22 protein-coding genes are annotated in these 24113 nt (G+C 59.7%); 14 read left to right on the forward strand and 8 right to left on the reverse strand.

Going from position 1 to position 24113, the window contains the following annotated elements; all coding sequences use genetic code 11:
• Positions 1–5: 5 nt before the first annotated feature.
• The 6 genes from ccmI to ABDK74_RS05500 all read left to right on the forward strand — a co-directional run bounded on the left by ccmI (position 6) and on the right by ABDK74_RS05500 (position 7553).
• Positions 6–746 (forward strand): c-type cytochrome biogenesis protein CcmI, encoded by a 741-nt coding sequence (gene ccmI / locus ABDK74_RS05475; RefSeq protein ID WP_346003022.1) that lies wholly within the window; start codon positions 6–8, stop codon positions 744–746.
• Complete coding sequence (locus ABDK74_RS05480) at positions 743–1024, forward strand: hypothetical protein (protein WP_194254210.1); 282 nt, start codon at positions 743–745, stop codon at positions 1022–1024. Before ccmI ends, ABDK74_RS05480 begins: the two co-directional genes overlap by 4 nt.
• Before the next feature lie 78 nt (positions 1025–1102).
• The gene (locus ABDK74_RS05485; protein WP_346003023.1) at positions 1103–1999 is read left to right on the forward strand and encodes a DMT family transporter; all 897 of its coding nucleotides are present in this window, start codon (positions 1103–1105) and stop codon (positions 1997–1999) included.
• A gap of 125 nt (positions 2000–2124) precedes the next feature.
• Complete coding sequence (locus ABDK74_RS05490; protein WP_346003024.1) at positions 2125–3528, forward strand: class II fumarate hydratase; 1404 nt, start codon at positions 2125–2127, stop codon at positions 3526–3528.
• A gap of 119 nt (positions 3529–3647) precedes the next feature.
• Entirely contained in the window at positions 3648–5147 is a 1500-nt protein-coding gene (locus ABDK74_RS05495) for a S10 family serine carboxypeptidase-like protein (RefSeq protein ID WP_346003025.1), read from the forward strand.
• Between the two features lie 183 nt (positions 5148–5330).
• Positions 5331–7553 (forward strand): histidine kinase dimerization/phosphoacceptor domain -containing protein, encoded by a 2223-nt coding sequence (locus tag ABDK74_RS05500; RefSeq protein WP_346003026.1) that lies wholly within the window; start codon positions 5331–5333, stop codon positions 7551–7553.
• A 72-nt stretch (positions 7554–7625) separates the two neighbouring features.
• On the opposite strand, the gene purF is transcribed toward ABDK74_RS05500, so the two are convergent.
• Genes purF through ABDK74_RS05515 form a run of 3 tightly spaced genes read right to left on the reverse strand, consistent with a single transcriptional unit; the run spans position 7626 to position 9958 of the window.
• On the reverse strand, positions 7626–9065 hold the full coding sequence (purF, locus tag ABDK74_RS05505) for an amidophosphoribosyltransferase (protein ID WP_346003027.1): 1440 nt from the start codon (positions 9063–9065) through the stop codon (positions 7626–7628).
• A 25-nt stretch (positions 9066–9090) separates the two neighbouring features.
• On the reverse strand, positions 9091–9654 hold the full coding sequence (locus tag ABDK74_RS05510; protein WP_346003028.1) for a CvpA family protein: 564 nt from the start codon (positions 9652–9654) through the stop codon (positions 9091–9093).
• Between the two features lies 1 nt (position 9655).
• Positions 9656–9958: a hypothetical protein gene (locus ABDK74_RS05515; RefSeq protein ID WP_194254203.1), complete on the reverse strand. Its 303-nt coding sequence runs from the start codon at positions 9956–9958 to the stop codon at positions 9656–9658.
• Between the two features lie 290 nt (positions 9959–10248).
• On the opposite strand from ABDK74_RS05515, the gene ABDK74_RS05520 reads away from it, so the two are divergent.
• Complete coding sequence (locus ABDK74_RS05520) at positions 10249–11094, forward strand: hypothetical protein (RefSeq protein WP_346003029.1); 846 nt, start codon at positions 10249–10251, stop codon at positions 11092–11094.
• Positions 11072–12112: a Hint domain-containing protein gene (locus ABDK74_RS05525; protein WP_346003030.1), complete on the forward strand. Its 1041-nt coding sequence runs from the start codon at positions 11072–11074 to the stop codon at positions 12110–12112. The genes ABDK74_RS05520 and ABDK74_RS05525 overlap by 23 nt, the downstream gene beginning before the upstream one ends.
• A 105-nt stretch (positions 12113–12217) precedes the next feature.
• Here ABDK74_RS05525 and hemA read toward each other — a convergent pair whose 3' ends face one another.
• Positions 12218–13435 carry a 5-aminolevulinate synthase gene (gene hemA, locus ABDK74_RS05530; RefSeq protein ID WP_346004168.1) on the reverse strand — a complete coding sequence of 406 codons (1218 nt, stop codon included), beginning with the start codon at positions 13433–13435 and terminating at the stop codon, positions 12218–12220.
• Between the two features lie 191 nt (positions 13436–13626).
• Between hemA and ABDK74_RS05535 the strand changes: the two genes are divergently transcribed.
• On the forward strand, positions 13627–14331 hold the full coding sequence (locus ABDK74_RS05535) for a pirin family protein (RefSeq protein WP_346003031.1): 705 nt from the start codon (positions 13627–13629) through the stop codon (positions 14329–14331).
• A gap of 164 nt (positions 14332–14495) precedes the next feature.
• Entirely contained in the window at positions 14496–14885 is a 390-nt protein-coding gene (locus tag ABDK74_RS05540; protein WP_194254200.1) for a YidB family protein, read from the forward strand.
• A 56-nt stretch (positions 14886–14941) separates the two neighbouring features.
• Here ABDK74_RS05540 and ABDK74_RS05545 read toward each other — a convergent pair whose 3' ends face one another.
• Positions 14942–15913: an EAL domain-containing protein gene (locus ABDK74_RS05545; protein ID WP_346003032.1), complete on the reverse strand. Its 972-nt coding sequence runs from the start codon at positions 15911–15913 to the stop codon at positions 14942–14944.
• A gap of 289 nt (positions 15914–16202) precedes the next feature.
• On the opposite strand from ABDK74_RS05545, the gene ABDK74_RS05550 reads away from it, so the two are divergent.
• The gene (locus ABDK74_RS05550) at positions 16203–17483 is read left to right on the forward strand and encodes an MFS transporter (RefSeq protein ID WP_346003033.1); all 1281 of its coding nucleotides are present in this window, start codon (positions 16203–16205) and stop codon (positions 17481–17483) included.
• Here the strand turns inward: ABDK74_RS05550 and ABDK74_RS05555 are convergent.
• The 3 genes from ABDK74_RS05555 to ABDK74_RS05565 all read right to left on the reverse strand — a co-directional run bounded on the left by ABDK74_RS05555 (position 17480) and on the right by ABDK74_RS05565 (position 20362).
• Positions 17480–19087 carry an FAD-dependent protein gene (locus tag ABDK74_RS05555; protein WP_346003034.1) on the reverse strand — a complete coding sequence of 536 codons (1608 nt, stop codon included), beginning with the start codon at positions 19085–19087 and terminating at the stop codon, positions 17480–17482. The genes ABDK74_RS05550 and ABDK74_RS05555 overlap by 4 nt on opposite strands.
• The gene (locus ABDK74_RS05560; RefSeq protein WP_346003035.1) at positions 19087–19716 is read right to left on the reverse strand and encodes a TIGR00645 family protein; all 630 of its coding nucleotides are present in this window, start codon (positions 19714–19716) and stop codon (positions 19087–19089) included. Before ABDK74_RS05560 ends, ABDK74_RS05555 begins: the two co-directional genes overlap by 1 nt.
• 64 nt (positions 19717–19780) lie before the next feature.
• Positions 19781–20362 carry a DJ-1/PfpI family protein gene (locus tag ABDK74_RS05565; RefSeq protein ID WP_194254197.1) on the reverse strand — a complete coding sequence of 194 codons (582 nt, stop codon included), beginning with the start codon at positions 20360–20362 and terminating at the stop codon, positions 19781–19783.
• A gap of 152 nt (positions 20363–20514) precedes the next feature.
• Between ABDK74_RS05565 and ABDK74_RS05570 the strand changes: the two genes are divergently transcribed.
• The 3 genes from ABDK74_RS05570 to ABDK74_RS05580 all read left to right on the forward strand — a co-directional run bounded on the left by ABDK74_RS05570 (position 20515) and on the right by ABDK74_RS05580 (position 24092).
• Positions 20515–21558 carry a cation diffusion facilitator family transporter gene (locus ABDK74_RS05570; protein ID WP_346003036.1) on the forward strand — a complete coding sequence of 348 codons (1044 nt, stop codon included), beginning with the start codon at positions 20515–20517 and terminating at the stop codon, positions 21556–21558.
• A 9-nt stretch (positions 21559–21567) separates the two neighbouring features.
• Positions 21568–22461, forward strand: coding sequence for a cation diffusion facilitator family transporter (locus tag ABDK74_RS05575; protein WP_346003037.1), 894 nt, complete (start codon positions 21568–21570; stop codon positions 22459–22461).
• A 188-nt stretch (positions 22462–22649) separates the two neighbouring features.
• Entirely contained in the window at positions 22650–24092 is a 1443-nt protein-coding gene (locus ABDK74_RS05580) for a chloride channel protein (RefSeq protein ID WP_408874468.1), read from the forward strand.
• Positions 24093–24113 lie beyond the last annotated feature (21 nt).

Raw genomic sequence — 24113 nt, forward strand, 5'->3', positions numbered from 1 at the left:
ACTTTTTGTTCTGGTTGGGAATCCTGATTATCGCCGCGGTGGCCCTGTGCCCCGCCTTTCTGGGCCTGCGAACCCTGCGTCGCCGCGTAAACGCCCGCGACTCTGCCCTCACGCTGTATCGTGGACAGCTTGGCGATCTAGAGCGCGATCATGCGCTTGCCCTCATTAATGGCGAGGAATATCAAGCCGCGCGCCTTGAAGTTCAGCGCCGCCTGCTGGCTACGGACGGAGAAGCCGCCGTCGAAGATCTTTCGGCTGAACCGGCAAAACGCAGCCGGGTTCTTCCTGTTCTGGCGGTCGGACTTGGCATCCCGGTGCTGGCGTTTGCGCTCTACATCGTCAACGGACACCCTTCCCTCCCCCCCCAGCCGCTGAGTCAGCGTCAGACGGGACCGGACGCAAAGGGTCTGGAGACGATCCATAAACTTCAGACTGAAGTCGCCACGATCCCGGCCACATCTTCGACCTATGCAACCGGGCATTTCATGCTGGGGCAGGTCGAAGCCAGCTCCGGTCTGACGGATGACGCGATCCGGGACTGGAAGATCGCTCTCGGCGCCCATTTCGAGCCCGAGCTTGCCATTCGCCTCGCCGAGCTTGAAAGTCGCAACGGCAGCCATATTTCTGGCGAAAGCCTCGACCTCTATCGCCGCGCCCTGGCCGCGGCACCGGCCGATGCGCCCTGGCGTATGGCCGTGGAAGCGCGTATCGCGGTCGGCGAACATCAGGAGAATAACGGCCAGTGAGAAAACCCGAAGCCAACGCCATCGCGCTGTGCCCCGTCTGTCGCAACGCCATGCGCCCGACATCGGAGAAATGCCCACATTGCGGTGCTGAGCGTCATTACGGCCCGCGCCTTCTCGAATCCGCAGTCTGCGCGTTTGCCGGAATGGTCCTGCTCTCGGCGGTTTCCACCCTGCTTCTGCCGATCTCGCTATGGACCATCATGTTCGCCGCTATTGGACTGGTGGCCGGTTTTCTCTTTTCCCACAACCGTTTCAGCGGCGACCGCTGGCTACGATGACATACCGGGATGAGCAACGCGCTTATCCCGCTTTCGAGACTCTTCCCGCTTCCGAAACATTCCTGCTAATAAACAGGAATGACACAATCTTCCGGACGCACCCTGCCGTTTTTCGTCGCCGTGGCCATTCTGTCCTGGGCCAGCGCCTATCCTGTCGTCCGGATTGCCCTACATGATTTTGCACCCGTGCCGCTGGCAGCATTGCGCTATGCCGTCGCAGCCATCATGGCGGCCTTCTGGCTTTGCTGGAAACGTCCCGCACGCCCCCTGACAACCGATATTCCGCAGATTCTCGCCTGCGGCATGATCGGTATCATGCTCTACAACATCCTGTTCAACTGCGGAGAAATGACCGTTTCGTCTGGAGCGGCCAGTCTTCTCATCAGCGCGGCACCGCTCATGGCGGGGCTTCTGGCCATGGTGTTCCTCGACGAGCGCATGTCCCGCTGGGGCTGGGCCGGATCGGTCCTGAGCTTCAGCGGCGTCGCCATGATCGCCAAAGGACAGAGCGGCGGTCTCTCCTTTGGCTCCGGTGCCACGCTGGTGTTTGGCGCCGCCGTCTGCGCGGCGTTTTACACGATCCTCCAGAAGGGCCTGATCCGCCGCTACGGCGCCCTGCCCACCATCGCCTATGTCCTGATTTCGGGTGCAATTTTCCTGACCCCGTGGCTGCCTCAGGGCCTCACGAGCTTCTCTCACGCCTCATGGCAGGGACAGGCCGCCGTGCTGGAGCTTGGCATTTTCCCGGCAGCGTTCGGCTATGCCGCCTGGGGGTTCGTCATCGGGCATCTCGGCGCCTCCCGTGGTGCGGCGCTGCTGTATCTGCTGCCGCCCGTGACGATGGTGCTGGCCTATTTCCTCACCGGCGAAGTCCCATCCCTGCGAACCCTGATCGGCGGTGCGGTCGTCATGGCCGGTGTGATCCTGACAAATACCTATGGCCGTCATCCGGTTGCCCAGATCGTGGAATCCTGAAGCCGTTCCCTTGCTGTGACGGCATCCGGATTTTCTATGGCCCGGTTCCTTTGTCCTGAGGCGATTGTGCGATAATTTCCCCGTGAAATGAGCCCGATCACCCGCAGGAAAGCCGAAAAGAGACAATGAGCCGTACCGAAACCGATGGCATGGGCCCGATCGACGTCGCTGACGATGTGCTGTGGGGCGCGCAGACCCAGCGCTCCTTGAAATATTTCAGCATCGGCCGCGAACTGATGCCGCATGAAATGATCGAAGCCTATGCGATCATGAAGCGCGCCTGCGCGACAGCCAATGCCGCCAGCGGTCGCCTGTCGCAGGAGCGGGCAGATCTGATCCAGACCGTTTGTGACGAGATCATCAAAGGCGAGCATGACCGGATGTTCCCGCTCCGTGTCTGGATGACGGGTTCGGGCACACAGTTCAACATGAACGTCAATGAAGTGATCGCAAACCGCGGCTGCCAGATCACAGGCAACCCGCTCGGCAGCAAGACGCCGCTGCACCCTAACGATCACGTCAACATGTCGCAGTCCACCAACTGCAACTTCCCGACCGCCATGCATATCGCGGCCGTCCTCGGCACGCATCGCAGCCTGATCCCGGCCCTGACGCGCCTGCGTGACGCCATGGCCGCCAAGGCCGAGGAATGGCGCGATCTGGTCAAGGTTGGCCGCACGCATCTTCAGGACGCCGTTCCCATCACGCTGGGTCAGGAATGGCACGGCTATGCCGGGATGCTGATGGACAACATCGCACGTCTGGAACAGGCCCGCGACGGTCTGTTCCCCCTCGCCCTCGGTGGTACGGCACTCGGCACCGGCGTCAGCACGGACGAAGGCTTCGACCGCCGCGCCTCTGCTGAAATCGCTCGCCTGACCGGCCTCGGCTTCACGGCTGGCGAAAACAAGTTCGCGCTTCAGGGCGCGCATGATGCGCTGGTGCATCTGTCGGGCGCGCTGCGCACGACGGCAGGCAGTCTGTTCAAGATCTCCAACGACATCCGTCTGCTCGCCTGCGGCCCCCGCGCCGGTCTGGGCGAACTGCACCTGCCGGAGAACGAGCCGGGATCGTCGATCATGCCGGGCAAGATCAACCCGACGCAGGCCGAGGCGCTGGCCATGCTCGCCCTTCAGGTCATGAGCAACGATGTTGCGGTCGGTCTCGGCGGGGCTGCGGGCATGCTGGACATGAATGTCTACAAGCCGCTCATGATCCACAACATCATGCAGGGCATCACGCTTCTGCATGATGGTTCGGAAAACTTCCGCCGCTTCCTCGTCGAAGGCACGAAGGCCAATACTGAAAAGCTGAAACAGGATCTGGAGCGTTCGCTGGTCCTTGTCACGGCCCTCTCCCCGGCCATCGGCTACGACCGCGCCGCACAGGTCGCGCATCACGCCATGGAAAAGGATCTGAGCCCGCGTGACGCGGCGCTGGAACTGGGCTTCATGACATCGGAAGAGTATGACCGCGTCGCCGATCCGCGCCTCATGCTGCGCCCGAACATCACGCCCCCCAAAGCCTGACCGAACACCCGCTTCAGACCGCTTCCGCATGACGAAAACTTCATGCGGAAGCGATGGTCGTTACAGCTCAGGACTGATAGGGCGGACTCTTCTGCTTTTTTCCCGGAGATGCCCGTCAGATGATGACCCGCCGCGCAGCCCTGCTCGCTTTAACGCTCCTCACCCCCGTCTGTACGGCTGCGGCGGCCGATGCCCCCAAAACCGACACCAGCAAGGTCGAAACCGGCAAGGCAAACGACGCCTTCACGGGCGAACCGGCCCTGCTCCCGGCAGATTCCGTCACCCAGCATCATCTGAACGGCATCGCCTACACCGCCCATGCCGGAACGCTCATCCTGCGCGGCCCCGACGGCAAACCCACGGCCCGCATGTTCTATGTGTCCTACACGAAGGACGGCGTCCCTGCTGGCACCCGTCCAGTCTCGTACTTCTTCAATGGCGGACCGGGTGCGGCCACGGCCTATCTGAACCTCGGCGCGGCTGGCCCCAAGGCCCTGACCATGCCCGCCAAAGACCCGACGGACGGCACCCATGCCCAGCTTGCGGACAACCCTGACAGCTGGCTCCCCGTCACCGACATGGTCTTCATCGACGCCGTGGGCACGGGTTATTCCCGCCCCACCGATACGGCTAAGGCCGGAGACCAGTTCTATGGCGTCAAGCAGGATGCCAGCACCTTCGCCAAGGCCATCGGCCTGTGGACAGCAGCAAACGGTCGTGAAGCCTCGCCGCATTATCTCGTGGGCGAAAGCTATGGCGGCATCCGCTCCATTCAGGTCGCCAATGCGCTCCAGATGGAACAGGGCATCCTGCTCAACGGCATCGTCATGATCTCCCCAGCCATCGAGATGCCCCTGCTCGATTCGGATGACAATCCGCTCTCCGCCGCTCTCATGATGCCAAGCCTGATCGCCGCGCATCAGAGCCCGACCGTGACGGAAAAGACTGCTGACGAAGCCTATCAGTGGTCTCTGAACACATATCTGCCGAAAATCGCCGGAAAGCTGCCGTCAGGAAGCGAAGGTCAGGCGCTTTATGCCGAAATCGCCCAGCGCACCGGCCTGCCGCAGGATGTCATTGCACGCCAGCATGGTGTTCCGGCAATCGGCTCGCATGACATCATGTCCCGCGACGGTCGCCTGTACGGACTGTATGATTTCACACAGTCGATCGCCGATCCTTCGGCCGACGGTCTGGACGAAAGCCCTGATCCGACGCTGTTCGGCTTCGGTCGCGCCTATGGCAATGCCTTCTCGGGCTATGCCGCAAACGACCTCGGCTTCAAAACACCCCTGACCTATGATCTGCTGTCCTTCAAGGTGAACTCAAGCTGGAAATGGAGTGCAGGCGGCCCGTCGCCCATCCATCAGATCCCGGTTCTGAACCGCCTTCTGGCGCTTGATCCCGGTCTGCGCGTTTTCGTGGCAAACGGCTATTATGACGTGGCCTGCCCATTCGCGACCGCACGCTGGATGAAAGATCACCTGACGGTTGGTGCAGATCGCGTGTCGCTGCATCTCTATCAGGGTGGCCACATGCTCTACACGCGCCCCGCCAGCCGCCACGCCCTCTCGGCCGACGTTGCCTCCTGGATTCAGGCAGACAGCCGCCAGCCCTGAAATAAAACGCCATAAATTGACAGCAGGCGGTGAGGAACAGATAATGGACATGGTAAATTCTGGACCTCACCTGACCGGACTTTTCGCGCTGAACAAGGTGGCCGCTAACAAAGAGGTCTTCATGTCCGCTGTCTTTCAGCCTACCCTCCGACTGCGCTTTCTTTCCATCAGGCGGATCGCCGGTTGACGGCCCAGCGCCCTGCGGGCTCAGAACCGGGCTATTCGCTGGCACATGCCGTCACGACGTCCTGTGACCGCGAACCCATTCATCGTCCGGATGCCATTCAGCCGTATGGCCTTCTGCTGATCGCCGACAGCGCAACCCTGACCGTCCTTGGTGGGGCGGGGGATATCGAGGGCCGTCTGAATCCTGACTGGCTTGGGCGCAACCTCACAAGCCTCCTGAACGTCCCGACAGGGCGTCTGCAGGACGAAAAACGCGCGTCCCTATCGGATCTGCGTATTACCGGCCTGGCGGGTGAAACCTTTAGTGTCGTGCGTCATACGCAGAACACGCATCTTCTTATCGAACTCGAACCCGTCGACGTCCATAACCTGTTGACCTGGGACATTTTCGGCGAGATCGACAGAGCCGCAGACCGCTTCGAGCGCTGCCCGGACATCGCGTCCGTCTGTCGCCACGGCGCAACGCTCTTCCAGAGCCTTACCGGCTTTGACCGTGTCCTGATTTATCGTTTCATGGAAGATGGCACGGGCTGCGTTGTCGGAGAAAGCCGCAACGATACGTTCCCGTCCCTGATGAATCACCATTTCCCGGCCAGTGATATTCCTGCGCAGGCGCGGACTCTCTATGTCCGCAACCGTATTCGCGTCATCCCTGACATCACCTATGAGGCCGCCCCCATCCGTCCGTCCGACGCCGGACTTGCGGGGATCAATCTCAGCGACGTGCAACTCCGCAGCGTTTCGCCGATCCACCTCCAGTATATGGCCAATATGGGCGTCCGCGCCTCGGCTTCAGTCTCGCTGGTTGTCGATGGCATCCTGTGGGGCCTGATCGCCTGCCACAATTCTTCTCCGAAGCCTCTTTCTGAAGATGTCCGCGCGGCCTGTCGGACTCTGGCCGGTGTCATGTCCCGCCAGTTACGGAACAAGGAAGAGCTGGTCACTTATCAGGAACGTCTGCGCCTGCGGAACGCGATGGAATCAGTCACGTCCCATTTCGATGTGCGCCGTCCGCTTGAAAACAATCTTCGCAGTTGCATCAACGAATTGCAGGCCCTCTTCCCCTGCAACGGTTTTGCCGTCATCGGTGGCGCAACCATCAGTGCAACGGGCGTGCTTCCCGATACAGAAGACCTGCACAGGCTGCATGACTGGCTGAAAGCGGGCAACAATGGTGGGATCTTCAGCAGCGCCATGCTGGGCCGGGACTATCCTCCAGCAACCGATTGGCCAGAACGCTGCGCCGGCCTCCTTGCCATCATCCTCCCACTCCGTACGCCCATCTGTCTTGTCTGGAGCCGGGTCGAAATCATCCAGACCATCGAATGGGCCGGAAATCCGCACAAGGGCGATGCGGACAGCGACGGCATTCTACGCCCACGCACTTCTTTCAGGACATGGGAACAGACCATCCGCGGGCACAGCATCCGCTGGACAAACGAACAGAGGCAGGCCGCCCGCCGCCTGCGCCGTGTCCTGATCGCTGACGATCAGACCCAGCAGCTCCGCGAACTCAATGCGACCCTCGCCGCCACACTGGAAGAACGCGAAGACCTGCTGCGCCAGAAGGACTTCCTGATCCGCGAAGTCAATCACCGCGTTCAGAATTCGCTTCAGATGGTCGCCTCCTTCCTCAAGCTTCAGGCCCGAAGCGCGTCAAATGACGACACCACGACGGCCCTAAAGGAAGCGCAGCACCGGATCGCCGCCATCGGCCTCGTGCATCGTCGCCTTTACCGTGACGAACATGTCGGCGTCGTCGATCTGGGCCGCTATATCGAAGAACTGATGGAAGAGCTGTGCACGTCACTGGGCGAGGGCTGGCACGACCAGATGCATCTCTCCCTCTTCCCGATCATGATTGCCGCAGACCGCGCCATCAATATTGGTCTGGTCCTGACCGAACTGATTATCAACACCAGCAAATACGCCTATGACGGCAACGCCGGGCCGCTTTATGTCGGGCTTGCCCAGACTGGCACCCGGCTGGTCCTGACGGTTTCTGATCAGGGTGCCTGTACGCCGCAGCTCAAGGGAACCGGGTTCGGGACGCGCATGATGAATGCCGTCGTCAGTAGCCTTGCCGGAACACTGACCTACACAACCCTGACCCCGGGCCTGGAGGCGGTCATGACCCTGCCTCTGGACTCCCTGCTCCCGACAGACACACACACCCGCCCCAAAACCGCCTCTTCAGAGGCGCCTTACCCATATCCCTGAACAGCTGACAAATAAAAAGGCGCCAGACCATCAGGTCAGGCGCCTTTTTCATAGGATCTCAGCGAAAAGACGTTACGCGACGAGATTACCTTCCTTGTCCACCAGTTCGATCGGATAATCCCCCGTGAAGCAGGCGTCGCAATAGCGGCGCGCACCCTCGGCGCGGTTCGCATGGCCCAGCGCCCGGTAGAGCCCGTCGAAACTGACAAACGCCAGACTGTCGACACCGATCGCCCGCGCCATTTCCTCAAGCGTATGGGTCGCAGCCATCAGCTTGCTCTCCTCGGGCGTATCAATGCCGTAGAAGCAGGCATGTTTGGTCGGCGGAGACGTGATGCGCATATGCACTTCCGTCGCACCGGCAGCCCGGACCATGTCCACGATCTTGCGCGATGTCGTGCCGCGGACGATTGAATCATCCACCAGAATGACGCGCTTGCCCGCCAGAACCGGCCGGTTGGCGGAGTGCTTCATCTTCACACCCAGGTTACGGATCTGATCCGTCGGCTCGATGAAGGTCCGGCCTACATAGTGATTGCGGATGATCCCGAGTTCAAACGGGATACCGCTTTCCGCCGCATAGCCAATCGCAGACGGCACGCCGGAATCCGGCACCGGCACCACGACATCGGCCTCAACCGCGCTTTCCCGCGCCAGCTCGCAACCGATCTGGCGACGCGCTTCATAGACGGGCTGGCCTTCAAGAACGGAATCAGGCCGCGCGAAATAGATGTATTCGAACACACAGAACCGACCGCCCTGATCCCCGAAAGGACGCAGGGAGCGCAGGCCGTCATTATTAATGACGACAATCTCGCCCGGTTCGATGTCGCGGACATAATCCGCCCCGATAATATCCAGCGCACAGGTCTCGCTGGCCAGAACCCAGCCACCATTCCCCTGTTCGTGACCCGGCATCCGGCCCAGAACGAGCGGACGCACACCGAGCGGATCGCGCATGCCAATCAGACCGTCATCCGGCGTCAGTGTAATCAGCGAGTACGCGCCCTTGACCTGTTTGACGGCGTCAATGAAGCGATCGAGCACGGTCGTATAGAGCGAAATGGCGATCAGATGGATGAAGACTTCCGTATCCGTCGAAGAATGGAAAATGCATCCCCGCTTGACCAGCGCCTGCTTGAGCGTCGCGGAATTCGTCAGATTGCCGTTATGCGCGACTGCCAGACCACCGAACTCATAATCGGCATAAAGCGGCTGTACGTTGCGGACATGCGTTCCGCCGGTCGTGGCATAGCGGTTATGGCCAATCGCAACCGTGCCGGGCAGCGTCGCCATAACGCGGCTGTCTCCGAACACGTCGCCCACCAGCCCCAGCCCCTTGTGCTGGTGGAATCGTTCGCCATCGAAACTGACGATACCCGCCGCTTCCTGTCCACGATGCTGGAGGGCGTGCAGGCCTAGGGCGGTCAGGGCCGATGCATCAGGCACACCCCAGACGCCAAAAACCCCGCATTCTTCATACGGGCGGTTGAGACTGTCGGACTGGGTCATGCGGCGCGGCCTTTCCGGACTGGTTTCACAAGGACGCCTCATGGCCGCTTGTGACCTCAGACGCAAGATGCGGTTGCAGGAAATGAGGCAGATAACCTGTCAGATGGGTTGCCCCGGCGGCAATGTAAGGACCGATGAGGCTTCCTTGCATCACATAGGACATCCACGAGCCAAAAAAAGAGCCTGCCAGCAGATAAAGGACGATCAGGGCCACATAACCACGCGCCACACCGAACACTGCACCCAGAATACGATCCACGCCTCCGAACAGGACACCCCTCGCCGCAGCCCCAACCCTCGCACCAATCATGGTGAAGAACAGCAGCACAACAACGAACAGAATCGCCGTGCTTGCGCTTCCCGCCAGCGCGGTCTGATGCAGATAGGGCGTTAAATAAGGTTCGAGCAGTCCATGAAACCGATAGGTCAGGACGATTGCTCCGACCCAGGCCAAAAGCCCGGCAAGTTCGGTCGCAAAACCCCGCGTCAGCCCCCATAAGGCCGAAAGCGCCATGATACCCAGCGCAACGAGGTCAAGACGCGTCAGATCTGCAAGCGTAATATGGGAAAGGTCTGGCAGGGGCGGCATGTCACGGCAGCTTCGTCGAACGAAAACGGCCCCCCTTGTAGGGACGTATTCCTCCAACACGCAACTCGTCCGCCAGACGGAGGCGCTCTTCAATCTCCGTCCAGATCAACTCGGCCTCGACATCCCGCGCTTTCCAGATTTTCTCCAGCAACACAATAAAAGCGGCGCTGTCGCGCACCAGAGCATGTCGATCATTGACCATGACATCCAGAACACACGCCGCCGTCGAAACTCCCAGACGTTGCGAAAGCTTCGTTACTTTTCGATTCTTACGGAACGGAACTGATTTTTCCTGTGATGCCATCACAACATGATGAGCTGAAGATCCGCGTCAGGCAAGCCGTCGCATCCTCTTTTCCTCAGTAATTCCGGGCTATTTTCCGCGAAAAATATTTATTGCAATGACGGAACACATTTCAGCAGAAATATTAGCGTGATAATTTGTCATTGATGTTTTTCTTTTTAAAACTCGAATAATCTTGAACCTGAGTTGATCAATAATTAACTCTTTTGGTGAGACAATGCTTCACAGGTCAGGTGTGGAACTCCTTCTTCTCGGGGGGATAACTCCTGACATCATCAGGACTCAACGAGATGACAAACTACTGGATTGGTGGTGCAAACGGCGACTGGTTCGCAGACGCAAACTGGAGCGAAGGTAAAGCCCCTCCCAGCAAGGGATGGGTTGATGTCCTTGCTGGCAAGCCGGACGGCAGCGCAGTTACGATCAACGTCGCACAGGCTAACGCAACGCAGATCACGACGTTGAAGGTCGGCAGCAACGCTACGCTTAATGTCACCGCAACATCCCCCACACCTGGCGCAACGGCTTTCTACGCGAACAGCCTGACCGTTGCTCAGGGCGGGACCATGCTTGTCGACACGTCCAGCACCGTCAATCTTGGCAGCAACCCCACAGTCAACGGCACCCTTCAGATTTCCGGCAATCCGGCCATTTCCATCAACAGCAACAGTGTCGGCGGTACAGGGACGCTGATTTTGGACCAGACGACGTTGGGAAGTTCCAACGCGCAATTCCAAATGGGATCTTCCCTGACGACGGTCCTGCAGAACGGGGCGTCACTATACGTCAACAATGCGACGGCTGGTGGTAGGATCGTGTTCGGCCGCGACGCCGTAAATAGTGCCCCGAACCAGCTCATCTTCGCAGACTATAATCAGACAGTCTCCACACCCATCACGGGTTATGACGCCGCGTCCGTCATCACTATCGGCCACGGCGGGACACCTCCCATCAGTGCAACATTCGTTGCGAACAGCAGCGGCACCTACACACTGAAAATCGCTTTCGACCACTATAATAACGGCATTACACTTTCGAACATTTCCTTCGGCCCCAACTCAACGCCCCGGTACGCCCACAATCGTTCAGAACGCGAACGGAAGCTGGAGCGTTGTGGGTGGCGCGACCGGCTATAACGGGCAGATCTGCTATTTGGCCGGCTCCATGATCCTCACTCCCGAAGGCGAATGCGCCATCGAGACGCTTGAGGCTGGCGATCAGGTCATGGTCCACGAGAATGGGACTCTTCACTCCCGCACAATTCTGCGCGTCGGACATGCTCACACAACAGTCGGTACTACCGGGCAGGCGGACATGGACGCTGTTCCTGTACGTATTCGTGCGGGTGCCCTGGCAGATGGCATTCCCAGTCGAGATCTTCTGGTCACCCCAGAGCATTGTATGATGCTTGAAGGCACCTTCATTCCCGTTCGGATGCTCGTCAACGGCATGACGATTGCCTACGACCACTCCATCACGGAGTATGACTATTATCATATCGAAACTGAAAAACACGCTATCCTGATTGCCAACGGCGCGCTGTCGGAGAGCTTCATGGATGTGGGCCATCGTCCGGATGCCCTTATGAAGGGCCATCAGATCGCCCGTCTGCATCCTCTGAGCTGGGAAAAAGATGCCGCCGCACCGCTGGTTACGGACCGCTCACACGTCGAGCCAATCTTTGCGGCAATCGCATTGCGCGCACAGGCTCTGGGCTATGCCGACACTCAATCGGCTCCTTCAATAGAGACCAAAAATACAATCCACCTCGTGCTAGAAGACGGTACGATCCTGTATCCCATTCGCACAAGTGGCGAGCATTTTGTCTTCATGCTGCCAGAAGGCTGCCAGAGCGTCCGCATTCTGAGTCAGGCCGCACGTCCTGCTGACAGGATTGGACCGTTCGTCGACGACCGTCGGATGCTTGGTGTTCTGGTTGGGGATGTAACCGTCTGGAACGACGAGCAAACTCAGCACCTCTCCAATCATCTGTCGGACCCATACGCCGATGGTTGGTGGAGCATCGAAAGCAGTCACGCCCGCTGGACGGCCGGCAATGCCCGGCTGGACCTGGGGCGGACGTTAATGACGTCCGGAGGAATTTTAAGCCTCCATATCCTGTCGCATGGAGATCAGGCAGCAGTCGCAGCCTGATTTTCAGCCCCCTAAGCACAAACAAAAAAAGGCAGACCTTAAAAAAGGTCTGCCTTTTTCATGATCTAATAGAAAAGGGTGGAAACGCTGGCCCACCCCTCCGTTTCAGGCTGCGGCAGATTTGGACGTCTTGAGCTGACGTTCCTGCCATAACGTGGCGAGCGCCTCGACCAGTTCGTCAATCATCTCGTTCGTGTGAAGTGGCGTCGGCGTGATCCGCAGCCGCTCCGTTCCGCGCGGTACGGTCGGGAAATTGATCGGCTGGATATAATTCCCGAAACGATTCAGCAGCTCATCCGACAGGCTGCGGCACAGTTCGGCCTCCCCCACCATGACGGGCACAATATGGCTCGGGTTCATGACATGCGGCAGACCTGCCTTGTCCAGCGCCTGACGCAGGTAAGCTACAGCCCGCTGCTGACCGTCACGCTCGGCACTGCTCCGGCGCAAATACCGCACACTGGCCAGTGCACCAGCCGCGATCATCGGCGGAAGAGCCGTGGAGAAAATGAAGCCCGATCCAAACGAACGCACAAAGTCACAAAGTGCGGCAGAGGCGGCGATGTAGCCGCCTACAACGCCATATCCCTTGCCCAGCGTTCCCTCGATCACCGTCAGACGATGAAACAGACCGAGCTTCTCGGCCACACCCGCACCATGATCGCCATACATGCCAACCGCATGAACCTCGTCGAGATAGGTCATGGCGCCGTATTTGTCGGCCAGATCGCAGAAGGCCTCGATCGGAGCGATATCACCGTCCATCGAATAGACGGACTCGAATGCGATGATCTTCGGAACGTCGGCAGGAAGCTCCTTCAGACGACGCTCCAGATCCGCGACATCGTTGTGGCGGAAGATCTGCTTCTCGGCCCGCGAGTGACGGATACCTTCAATCATGGAGGCATGGTTGAGTTCGTCAGACAGCACAACGCAGTTACGAAGCCGCCCTGCAATGGTCCCAAGCGTCACCCAGTTCGACAGATAGCCGGAATTGAACAGCAGCGCACTTTCCTTGCCGTGCAGGGACGCGAGTTCTTTTTCCAGTTCCACATGATAATGGTTGGTGCCCGAGATATTGCGGGTTCCACCAGCTCCGGCACCCGTTTCGTCGAGTGCATCATGCATAGCTGTCAGGACTTCGGGGTGCTGCCCCATACCGAGATAGTCGTTCGAACACCAGACCGTCACATCACGGCCCAGGCCATGATGGAAAGCCTTGGGAAAATGACCTGCCCGGCGTTCCAGATCCGCAAAGTAACGGTAGCTGCCATCCGCATGCAGACCGTCGAGAGCGGACTGAAACATCGCATCATAGTTCATCGCGTTTTTCTCCTGCCCGGCACTGTAATCCTGCGACACGGTCTCGCCAAGCTCTCTCCAGCCAGGACCGTACAGCATCAGAGAGATCTCCATGTCTTTTCTGGAAACTGTGTATTTCCATACTTTCCATTTTCTTCATGGCTGCTGCGCCCCATTATCTTTAACAAGACATCACTCAGGAGCATGTAGCCATGCTGGACATCAGACCTTTCGCCACTCTCGGTCACGCCGATCACGGCTGGCTCGACGCCCATTATCATTTTTCTTTTTCGGACTATCAGGATCGCAACCGGATGCACTGGGGTCGGCTGCGCGTGTGGAACGACGACCGCATCGCACCCCATAACGGCTTTGGCGCGCATCCGCATCGCGACATGGAAATCATTACCTATGTGCGGACAGGTGCCATTACGCACGAAGACAGTCTCGGTAATCGCGGCCGAACCGAAGCTGGCGATGTGCAGGTCATGTCGGCAGGCAGCGGAATCACACATTCCGAGTTCAACCGTGAAGACGACGCCACGACGCTCTTTCAGATCTGGCTGATCCCGGACGAAACAGGCGGCAAACCGTCCTGGGGCACCCGTCCGTTCCCACGCCATGAGCGCAACGGGCGCCTCGTCCCACTCGCTTCGGGTTTTCCGGAAGACAACGCCCTTCCCATCCGCACCCGCGGGCGGGTCTGTGGCGCTACACTCAAGGCCGGAGAAACCCTGACCTTCCAGACGGACCGCACCATGTTTAGCTACCTTGTTCCTGCCACAGGCAGCGTAGAAATAGACGGGCAAATCGTTGGACACCGGGACGGTGCGGCCCTTCATGATGTGGAAAGCATCACGATCACCGCGCGGGAGGATGCGGAAATCGTCCTCGTGGAAAGTGCAGCCTTGCGCTGACAGGAGAGACTGTCAGAGTTTGTGACAAGAGGAGGAAGTTCTGTGACAAACAACACAGAAAGGTGTTTCCTCCTCCTCGCATCCCGATCAGGAAACAGACGTTATGAAACTGGGGCCACTAGCCCGGAAAAGGCCCGTTTTCTTCTAACAGAAGGAGCCTGACAATGACCGTCCAGAGCACATACACAACGAAGTCCGGCAAGGGGCAGACCGAAGCCCAAGCCGCAACGTCCGTTTTCACCCGCTTTGGTGACTGGTTAAGCGGCGCGAGCACGGATCGCTCGGGCCTGACTCAAGTCACAATCAATATGATGAAAGAAGATTGTGAGTTTGCAACCACCATCAGTGAAATTCGCACGTCCTCTTTAACCCCTCTGTCACCAGAACAGGTCGAGGACCTCATGGGAGCAAAAAGAATAAAGCATATCTGCGATCAAACAGGTCAGTCCCCGGAAGCCGTGGAAACCGCGCTGACCGAAGTGCTCCCCATGCTGGCTTCCATGCTTCGGGAAAACCCCGAACGCCTTTTCAGTTATCAATGCAAGATAAACTGAGCGCTTGATTCGATCGCTGATCGGGAAATCCAGACTTCAGAACGGTGGAGGCCTCGTTAAAGACCTTCCGCCGTTCTTGCCATACGACGCCGCCGTGGCCGTCCTGCACTTTCTTCAAACCGTTCACTGATCTGGGCTGTCGTCTCGGGACCTGCCAGAATAGTTCCGGAAGCTTCAACACATCCGACCTTCTGTACGAATGCCAGAAGATCCGGAAAATCCACCCCTACACCCCGCACTTTGAGACCTAGCGCCTTCACAGCTTCAAGAGCGGCTCGATAGAAAACCATAGCGCTTTCGTCCAGAAGTGGGGCCTCTCCTGACTGCTGCCATGTCGTGCCTGAAGGGGTCAGGAGAGAGGCATCAAACTGCACTCCATCCAGCAGTCCCCCAACAGCACGTTCGCGCAGAAGACTCAGACTCGAAGGGGCAGTTCCAAATCCTCCAAGAAAAATCTGACACCCCTGATCGCGCAGGGCGGACAGCGTATAGCAGGTTTCTTTGTCATCCTGCGCCAGGCCACTTTCCTGGAAAACAAGATCCAGACGGCTAACCGGAAAACCGCTACTCTGAAGAACCGTGTTCAGACGTCCGTTAAAATCTCCATCGGGAGCCTGATCGTCTTCCAGAGAGACCATTAGACGCATTGCATCAGGCCATGTCGCGGCCTGTGAGCACGCATTGCCCAACAGATCCGCGTCAAACTCCCGTTGCTGCTGTCCCAGACTCTTGCGTCGGCTTTTGCGCAGGGTTCGACGTGGCACCGAGAGCCAGAGCTGGCTCATATCCACCTGCGCCCCGATCACCTTGTCTGTTCCGTTACGCCCGAGCACAAAGCGAGGCAGCCATCGCAGAGGAGGTAGTGCGCTTTTTTGCCGCGCCCTGCGACTCCGCAATGTCGTGGCAAACATTCCTGCGCTGGACGCAGCCATAGAGGCCACATAGTCCAGCTTGCCTTCAGGCAGCTCAGACAGCTCATCCACCATGGCTGTCTGGCCGACATGCAGGTCCTGGGGGATTGCCGCCACCGAAGTCGCCCCCCGTCCTAGATCATCCAATGCGGACACCTCCGTTCTTCATGTCAGAACAATGCCGCTCAACACCCTAATTTTTCCTTAATGATACGGGTTTTTCTGGTGTCGTTTGAACCGTGATTGATGGCCTATACCCGCCCGGTCTATCCGCTCCGGACAGCCTGAAACTCTTCGTTCGATCAATCCGGACAAAGCTGCTACGGTTTCGCGCCCGGACCTTCTTCCGGGCCTGTGACACCCTTGGGCGTGGGGTCTTTTCCCCTCCGAGACAGGACCATTCTGCATGACGGATGCCACAACCCGCTCCGCCGTATCTACATCTTCCCAAGGCTCTCTTGTTGCGCTCCTGCCCTACTGGCAGGTCACTTTTGCCTCCTTTCTGGGCTGGTTTCTGGATGCTTTCGACCAGACGACGCTCATGTTCACGCTCCCCGACATCGCCCATGATTTCGGATGCACGATCGCCGATCTGGGGGCCGTGCTGATGGGGCAGTCCATCGGGCGTGCCGTCGGCAATACCGGCTGGGGATGGCTGGCTGACCGGTATGGTCGCAAGCCCGCTTTCATGCTCGGCGTCGTCTGGTTTGCGGTCTTTTCCGCCATGACCGGACTCTCTCATCACTTTTATGTGTTGATGGCCGTGCAGTTTCTTTTCGGAATCGGCTTTGGCGGCGAATGGACTGCCTCAGCCGCTCTGCTGATGGAAAGCGTACCGGCGTGGACACGCCCCATGGCCTCCGCACTCATGATGTCCGGCTATGAAGTCGGCTATTTCGTCGCGGCTGGGGTGCAGGCCTTGATCCTGCCGCATTATGGATGGCGCGTACTGTTCTTTATCGGTCTCGCCCCCGCCGCACTCGCACTGTTCATCCGCATCGGCGTACCAGAAAGTCCGGTCTGGCTGCGCAATCGTGAAGAACGTCTGGCCGGGAAGCAGCATCACACAGCCCCCCCACCACGGCCCAAATTCCGCCTGACGGGTGCAGCGCTTCAAGCAATCGCTTTCATGAGCTTTCTCGAATTCCAGAAAGCTGCGATCTACACCTATTACCCGACGATCCTGCGTGGCAGCCACCACCTGACGCAACAGGCGGTTTTCTGGCCGGTCACGCTGTATTGCATCGGATCATTCGGCGGAAAGGTCTTCTGCGGCTGGCTAGCCGAGCGGTTCGGAGAAGTCCGCGTCATGCTCAGCGCGCTGGTCGTTGTGATGCTGACGATCTGGCCGTTCCTGAGCGCACCGACCTGGACCATACTGCTGACCGCAGCCTTCGTCATGGGTGCTGCGGCTTCGGGTATTTTCGCTCTTGTCCCGCATTATCTGGCGCAGCGTTTCCCATCAGACACCCGCAGTTTCGGCATGGGGCTTGGCTATGCGCTCGGCTCCATCGGACAGGGCATGGCACAGAAGCTCGTGCCCATGTTCGGCCCGACAATCCTCACCCTGCCCCTCTCAGCCGAAATCTTCGTGCTTGGCACCAGTGTCGTGACGGGAGCCATTGCCCTGATCCGCCCGAAAGAGCTTCCCGGCGAACATATGGAAGGCGATGAAAAGGCCTCTTAAAGAGAAGCCGCCAGCCACTCCGCTGCCCGGATGCCATCAATCCCGGCAGAAAGGATGCCACCAGCGTATCCTGCCCCCTCACCTGCCGGAAACAATCCGCGCAGGGTCGGGCTTTGCCCGTCACGGTCACGACGCAGGCGGATCGGCGAGGACGTGCGCGTTTCCACACCTGTCATGATGGCATCATCCATGGAAAAACCGCGCAGCTTGCGTTCAAACTGCGGCAGGGCCTCGCGGATGGCGTCCGTCACGAAAGGCGGCAGGCACAGCGTCAGATCCGTCGGCGTCACACCCGGCTGATAGGACGGCACGACGTCACCCAGCGACGTGGACGGACGCCCCGCCAGAAAATCCCCGACCCGCTGGGCAGGGGCGTTGTAATTGCTCCCACCCGCGACGAACGCTGCTTTTTCCCACTGTCGCTGAAACGCCATGCCGCCCAGAACATCGTCCGGAAAATCAAGCTCGGGCTTCACTTCAACGACGATGCCGCTATTGGCATTGCGCTCAGCACGGGAATACTGGCTCATCCCGTTAGTGACGACCTGCCCTTCCTCGGACGTTGCCGCCACGACCTGCCCGCCGGGGCACATGCAGAACGAATAGACCGCACGACCATTCGAGGCATGGTGGACGAGTTTATAATCCGCAGCCCCCAACATTTCATGCCCGGCACTCGCACCAAAGCGGGCTACGTCAATCACGGATTGTGGGTGTTCGATCCGTACGCCGATGGAGAACGGTTTTGGGTCCATCTCCACATGGGCTTCACGCAGCATTTCAAACGTATCGCGCGCCGAATGCCCGACCGCCAGAATGACCCGCTCCGCCGGAAGCGTTTCACCGTTCGACAGATGCAGACCGCGGAGACGACGTTCCTCGCCCTCGCCTTCCATCTCAAAGCCCTCAACACGGGTCTCGAACCGGTACTCGCCACCCAGACGCTCGATTTCAGCGCGGATGAACATGACCATCGTGACCAGACGAAACGTCCCGATATGAGGCTTGGAAATCGTCAGGATTTCTTCCGGCGCACCCGCACGGACGAATTCTTCCAGAACATGCCGCCCCAGATGTCGCTGGTCAGACACACCGGAATAGAGCTTGCCGTCCGAGAACGTCCCGGCCCCGCCTTCGCCGAACTGGACGTTGCTCTCCGGCGTCAGAATGGATTTGCGCCACAGGGCGAACGTATCGACCGTCCGCGCCTTCACGTCCTTCCCCCGTTCGATGACGATGGGTTTCAGCCCGGCCTGCGCCAGCGTCAGCGCCGCCATGATCCCGCACGGTCCGGCCCCGATGACCACAGGACGCGGCATTCCCTCGGGCAGCGTCGCCTCGGGCAGATGATAGGTCGTGTCCGGTTTCGGGCGAATATGCTGATCGTTCGCATGGGCGGTCAGAACAGCAGCTTCGTCCGCAACGTCACAGTCCACATTATAGACAAGCACGATATGACCACGCTTACGGGCATCATATCCGCGCCGCGCCACGATCAGGCTCTTCAGGTCTTCAGATGCGATGTCCAGCCGCGCGAGCACGGCTTCACGCAGCGCCTCCGCCGGATGATCGAGCGGGAGGCGCAGTTCGGTAATGCGGATCATCAGTGGTGTCCGTTCCCCGAATCATTCCCGGCCTTTCCTGCACCCTGCGGTGCGGGGTCGGCATGATGCGTATCCGGTGAGCCTTCCATGATCCGGTCCATGACGGCCATCAGCACACCCGAGACCACGAAGGCGAGATGGATTCCCACGCTCCATTCCAGAGCGCGCGTCGAGGTCTCGTCCACGCGGATGAAATCCGCCAGCACATGGATCGCGGACATGGCCACGATCGAGGCCATGAGCTTGATCTTGATATCCCCGAACGTGACATGCCCGATCCAGCTCGGATAATCCTCATGTGTGCGGATATCGAGGCGCGAAACAAAGTTTTCGTAGCCCGAGAACATGACGATCAGCAGAAGATTGGCCAGCAGGACCAGATCAATCAGGTCCAGCACGCCGACGAACACATCGTCGAAATCCAGCCCCGCCGCCTTCAGCACCAGTCCGATAAGCTGCTGGAAGAACTTGAACGCCACCAGCAGCAGCCCGATCGTCAGGCCGAAATAGAGCGGTGCGGCGATCCAGCGGGTCGCGAAGAAGGCGCGCTCCATCATGCCTTCGGCACGGCCGAAACTGCCGGTACGTCGGGTGGACTGCGGATCGGGAGAAGGAGAGGAGCTCGTCATGCTTCCTCTCTACGATTTCAGGGGATTTTTCGCCACAGTGTTGTGAACGCTGGGTGTAAATCCCTTACGGTGTGATCTGCGTGCCCAGAACCTTGAGGAACTGCCCGATCCAGGCCGGATGCGCGGGCCATGCCGGGCCGGTGACGAACTGCCCGTCCGTCACGGCGCCGTCCATCGGAAGAGACTGGTACTCGGCCCCGGCGAGCAGCACTTCCGCACGACAGGCCGGATAGGCCGAAATCTTTTTGCCGCTGATGACGCCCGCTGCCGCCAGAAGCTGCGGACCGTGACACACGGCCGCCACCGGCTTGCCGCTCTCGACGAACGCCCGGACCAGATCCAGCACGCTTTCGTCGGTGCTGAGCTGTTCTGGCGCGCGTCCACCCGGAATGACCAGCGCGTCGTAAGAATCCGCCGCCACGCCCGCATAGGTCGCGTTCAGCGTGAAATTATGGCCGCGCTTTTCGGTGTAGGTCTGATGGCCTTCGAAATCGTGAATCGCCGTTGCGATCTGCTCCCCGGCCTTCTTACCCGGCGACACCACATCGACCTTGTGCCCGACCAGAAGCAGCATCTGGAACGGCACCATGATTTCGTAATCCTCAACGAAATCACCCGCGATGATGAGAATACGTTTTTCAGCCATCGTTTCCTGTCCTTCTTCGTAATCGCAGCGCTAACATGACGACACCACGCCCTGCGACGTTCGGCAATATCGTCCCGCATGAGGATATAGAGATGGAACGGCTGCGTCACATGCGGTAAGGTCGTGCTTCCATTCTTGCAGCACTGGCCTCCATGACTTCAGATCCCCACCACGCCTGCGATCACCCCCATCATGACATCGCCGCCCCGCATGATCATGCAGGACACGACCATGCGGGCCATGACCACCACGATCATGACCACGGGGATTGTGACGGGCACAGTCATGGCTTCGGATTCGGCCATCAGCATGTCCATGCCCCGACAAGTTTCGGTGCGGCCTTCGCCATCGGGATCGCCCTGAACACGGCCTATGTCGCCGGGGAAGCGCTTTGGGGCGTCTGGGCGCATTCGATGTCCCTGCTGGCCGATGCAGGGCACAACCTGTCCGACGTGCTGGGTCTTGCGGGTGCATGGCTGGCGCAGGTTCTGGCGACGCGCCCCTCCAGCGCGCGCTTCACCTACGGCCTGCGCCGCTCCACGATCCTCTCTGCTCTTGCGAATGCCACGATCCTGCTGCTCGTGACCGGCGGCATCGTCTGGGAATCCGTCCTACGCCTGTTCTCCCACGAGATGGTTCAGGGTGAGATCATCAGCTGGGTCGCGCTGGTCGGGATTGCCGTCAACGCCGTCACAGCCCTGCTGTTCATGAAAGGCGCATCGAGCGACCTCAACATCCGTGGCGCTTTCCTGCACATGGCGGCAGATGCCGTCATGGCGTTTTCGGTCGTCATCGCCGGACTGCTCATTTCGTTTACGGGCTATACGATCATCGACCCCATCATGAGCCTGATCGTCTCGGCCTCCATCGTCATCGGCACGTGGTCCCTGCTGCGCCGTTCACTGGATCTGGCGCTGGATGCGGTCCCGACAGGAATCGATCCCGAGGCGGTTCAGACAGCCCTCCTTTCCGTCGAAGGCGTGTCCGGGCTGCATCACCTGCATATCTGGGCCATGAGCACGACCGAAACCGCCCTGACCGTCCATCTCCTCTGCGACCCGGCACATCCCGTCCCTCCGGACCAGATCATCGCCAACGCCGCCGCGCTGCTGCGGACGCAGTTTGACATCGCCCATCCCACTTTCCAGCTTGAAACACAGCCTTCTGTCTGCGACACGCACCAGCCCTGCTGCTGAGGACGCGTCATGACATCAACCCGCATCAAGGTCGCCCGGGCCTCCATCGCGCTAAGCGTGGTGGTCCTTGCCATCAAATACGCGGCCTATGTGGTCTCGGGCTCCAGCGCCCTGCTTTCGGACGCGATTGAGACCATCCTGAACGTGGTGGCGGCTATCGGAACGCTCTGGGCCATGTCCGTTGCGGCCCTTCCGGCCGACGACAACCACCCCTACGGCCACGGCAAGGCGGAATATCTGTCCGCCGTCCTCGAAGGCGTTCTGGTCGTTCTGACAGCCGTCGGCATTCTGGTCATCGCCGTTCACGACTGGCGCCATCCCGAACCCATCCGCGCGCCCTTCTCCGGCGTGGCACTCAATGCACTGGCCGGACTGGTCAATCTCATCTGGGGCCGCATCCTGATCGCGGTCGGGCGCAAACAGTCCTCACAGGCGCTTCAGGCCGCGGGCGAACATGTTGTTTCGGATGTCTGGGCGACCGTGGCACTCGTGATCGGCGTCTCCCTGATCCCGCTGCTGAAATGGGACCGCCTAGACGCCATTCTGTCTGGACTGGTCGCTCTGAACGTCATGCGCGCAGGCTTTTCCATGATGAAGCATTCCCTGTCCGGCCTGATGGACGAAGCGCCGTCCCCCGAGCAGATGGAAGCGGTCAAGGCCATGATTTCCTCAAGCGCAACCGGCGCGCTGGAAGCCCACGATCTCCGCATCCGCAAGGTCGGCGCCCTGTCCTTCGTGGAGTTTCATCTCGTGGTGCCGAGCGCCCTGACCGTCCATGACGCCCACGAAATCTGCGACCAGATCGAGGCCGCCATCCGCTCCGAACTGGGCCGGGCCTCCATCCACATCCATGTCGAGCCTGAAGACAAGGCCAAGCATTCCGGCGCTCTTGTCCTGAGCTGAAGATAGGGTAAGCGGCGCTGACTGTGCGGTTTATGACACAATCCGAAACGGATTCGGCCACCTGCGCCTCATCGGCGGAGAACCCTTGACCCTCCTCCCGCGTTGATGGCAGGTGCTCCTCATCAGCGCACGGGCCTGAACCGGGCGTATCCTCCACAGCCCGACCCTCCTTCCCGGACGTCCGAATATTGGCCGATACACCGCCTCCTTCTCCTGTTGCCGCTGTTCCCGCAGAGTCTCCTGCTTCGGATACGCGCTCTTCACAGCACGCAATGCGTCGCAAAGACCGCATTCTGCATCTGAGGCGTTCAGCAAAAGTTACGACGAACCAGTGGCGCCGCACGGCAGTTTACTGGCTGGGCGCGGTTCTGGTTGGCACGGTGGCGGTGCTCTTCGCGAGAATGGGCAATTGGGCAGCGGACGTGCGCCATCAGATCGTCGCCTGGCATCCAGCCGCCATGCTGGTCGTGGCTCCCGCTGGACTGGCGCTCATCACATGGGCCACGCGGACCATCTTCAAGGGCGCGCAGGGCTCCGGCATTCCCCAGACAATCGCAACCCTGCATATCGAGAATGTCGCGGTCGTCGACCGGGTCCTGTCTCTCAAGACATCTCTCGGAAAAATTCTGCTGACGTCCTTCGGCCTGATCTGCGGCGCGTCCATCGGGCGTGAAGGCCCGAGCGTTCAGGTTGGCGCGTCCATCATGCACGCCTTCTCGCGCCTGCTGGGACAGTCAAACATCGCCGCGCGGCGCAGCATGATCCTTGCAGGCGGCGCTGCAGGCATGGCCGCGGCGTTCAATACGCCTCTGGCCGGAATCATGTTCGCCATTGAGGAACTCTCCCATTCCTTCGAACAGAAGACCTCGGGCCGTACCCTCACGGTTGTCGTCCTGTCTGGCGTCACGGCCATCGCCCTGATCGGCAACTATACCTATTTCGGCCATGCGGACGTAGATGTCCCGGTCGGTACGGCGTGGATCGCGGTTCTGACCTGCGGCATTCTTGGCGGCCTTGCTGGAGGCAGTTTTTCAGCCATTCTCATCAAGGCTTCACGCGGCATTCCGGGGCGGGTCGGGCAGTTCGCCGCAACACGCCCAATCGCCTTCGCAGCAATCTGCGGCTTCATACTGGCCCTGATCGGCCTCGTCTCCAAAGGCGCCACCTACGGCACCGGCTATGATCAGGCCAGCGCCATTTTCAACGGCACCGAGCACTATCCCGCCTCGTTCTTCGTCCTCAAATATCTGGCGATGATCGTCTCGTACTGCTCCGGCATCCCCGGCGGCATGTTCGCCCCGTCTCTCGCCATCGGTGCAGGAATTGGCGGCTGGGTGGAGCAGTTCCTGCCGCACACTACGCCGGGCGCGGTCGTACTACTTGGCACGGTGGCATATTTCTGCGGCATGTCGCAGTCCCCGCTGACCGCTACGATCATCGTCATGGAAATGTGCGATAACCAGCAGGTCACCCTTGCGCTGCTGGCCACGTCCTTTCTGGCGTTCGGCGTCTCGAAGATGATCTGCCCGCATTCGCTCTATAGCTGCCTTGCCGACCGCTTCATGGAAGCGAACGATCGCGCCGCCCATCACAACCCGCCCCCGTCGGACAAGAAAAAACCGGCGCCCTGATTTTTCAGAAGCGCCGCCTGT

This window comes from Gluconobacter sp. OJB (assembly GCF_039638275.1).
Lineage (GTDB): Bacteria > Pseudomonadota > Alphaproteobacteria > Acetobacterales > Acetobacteraceae > Gluconobacter > Gluconobacter cerevisiae.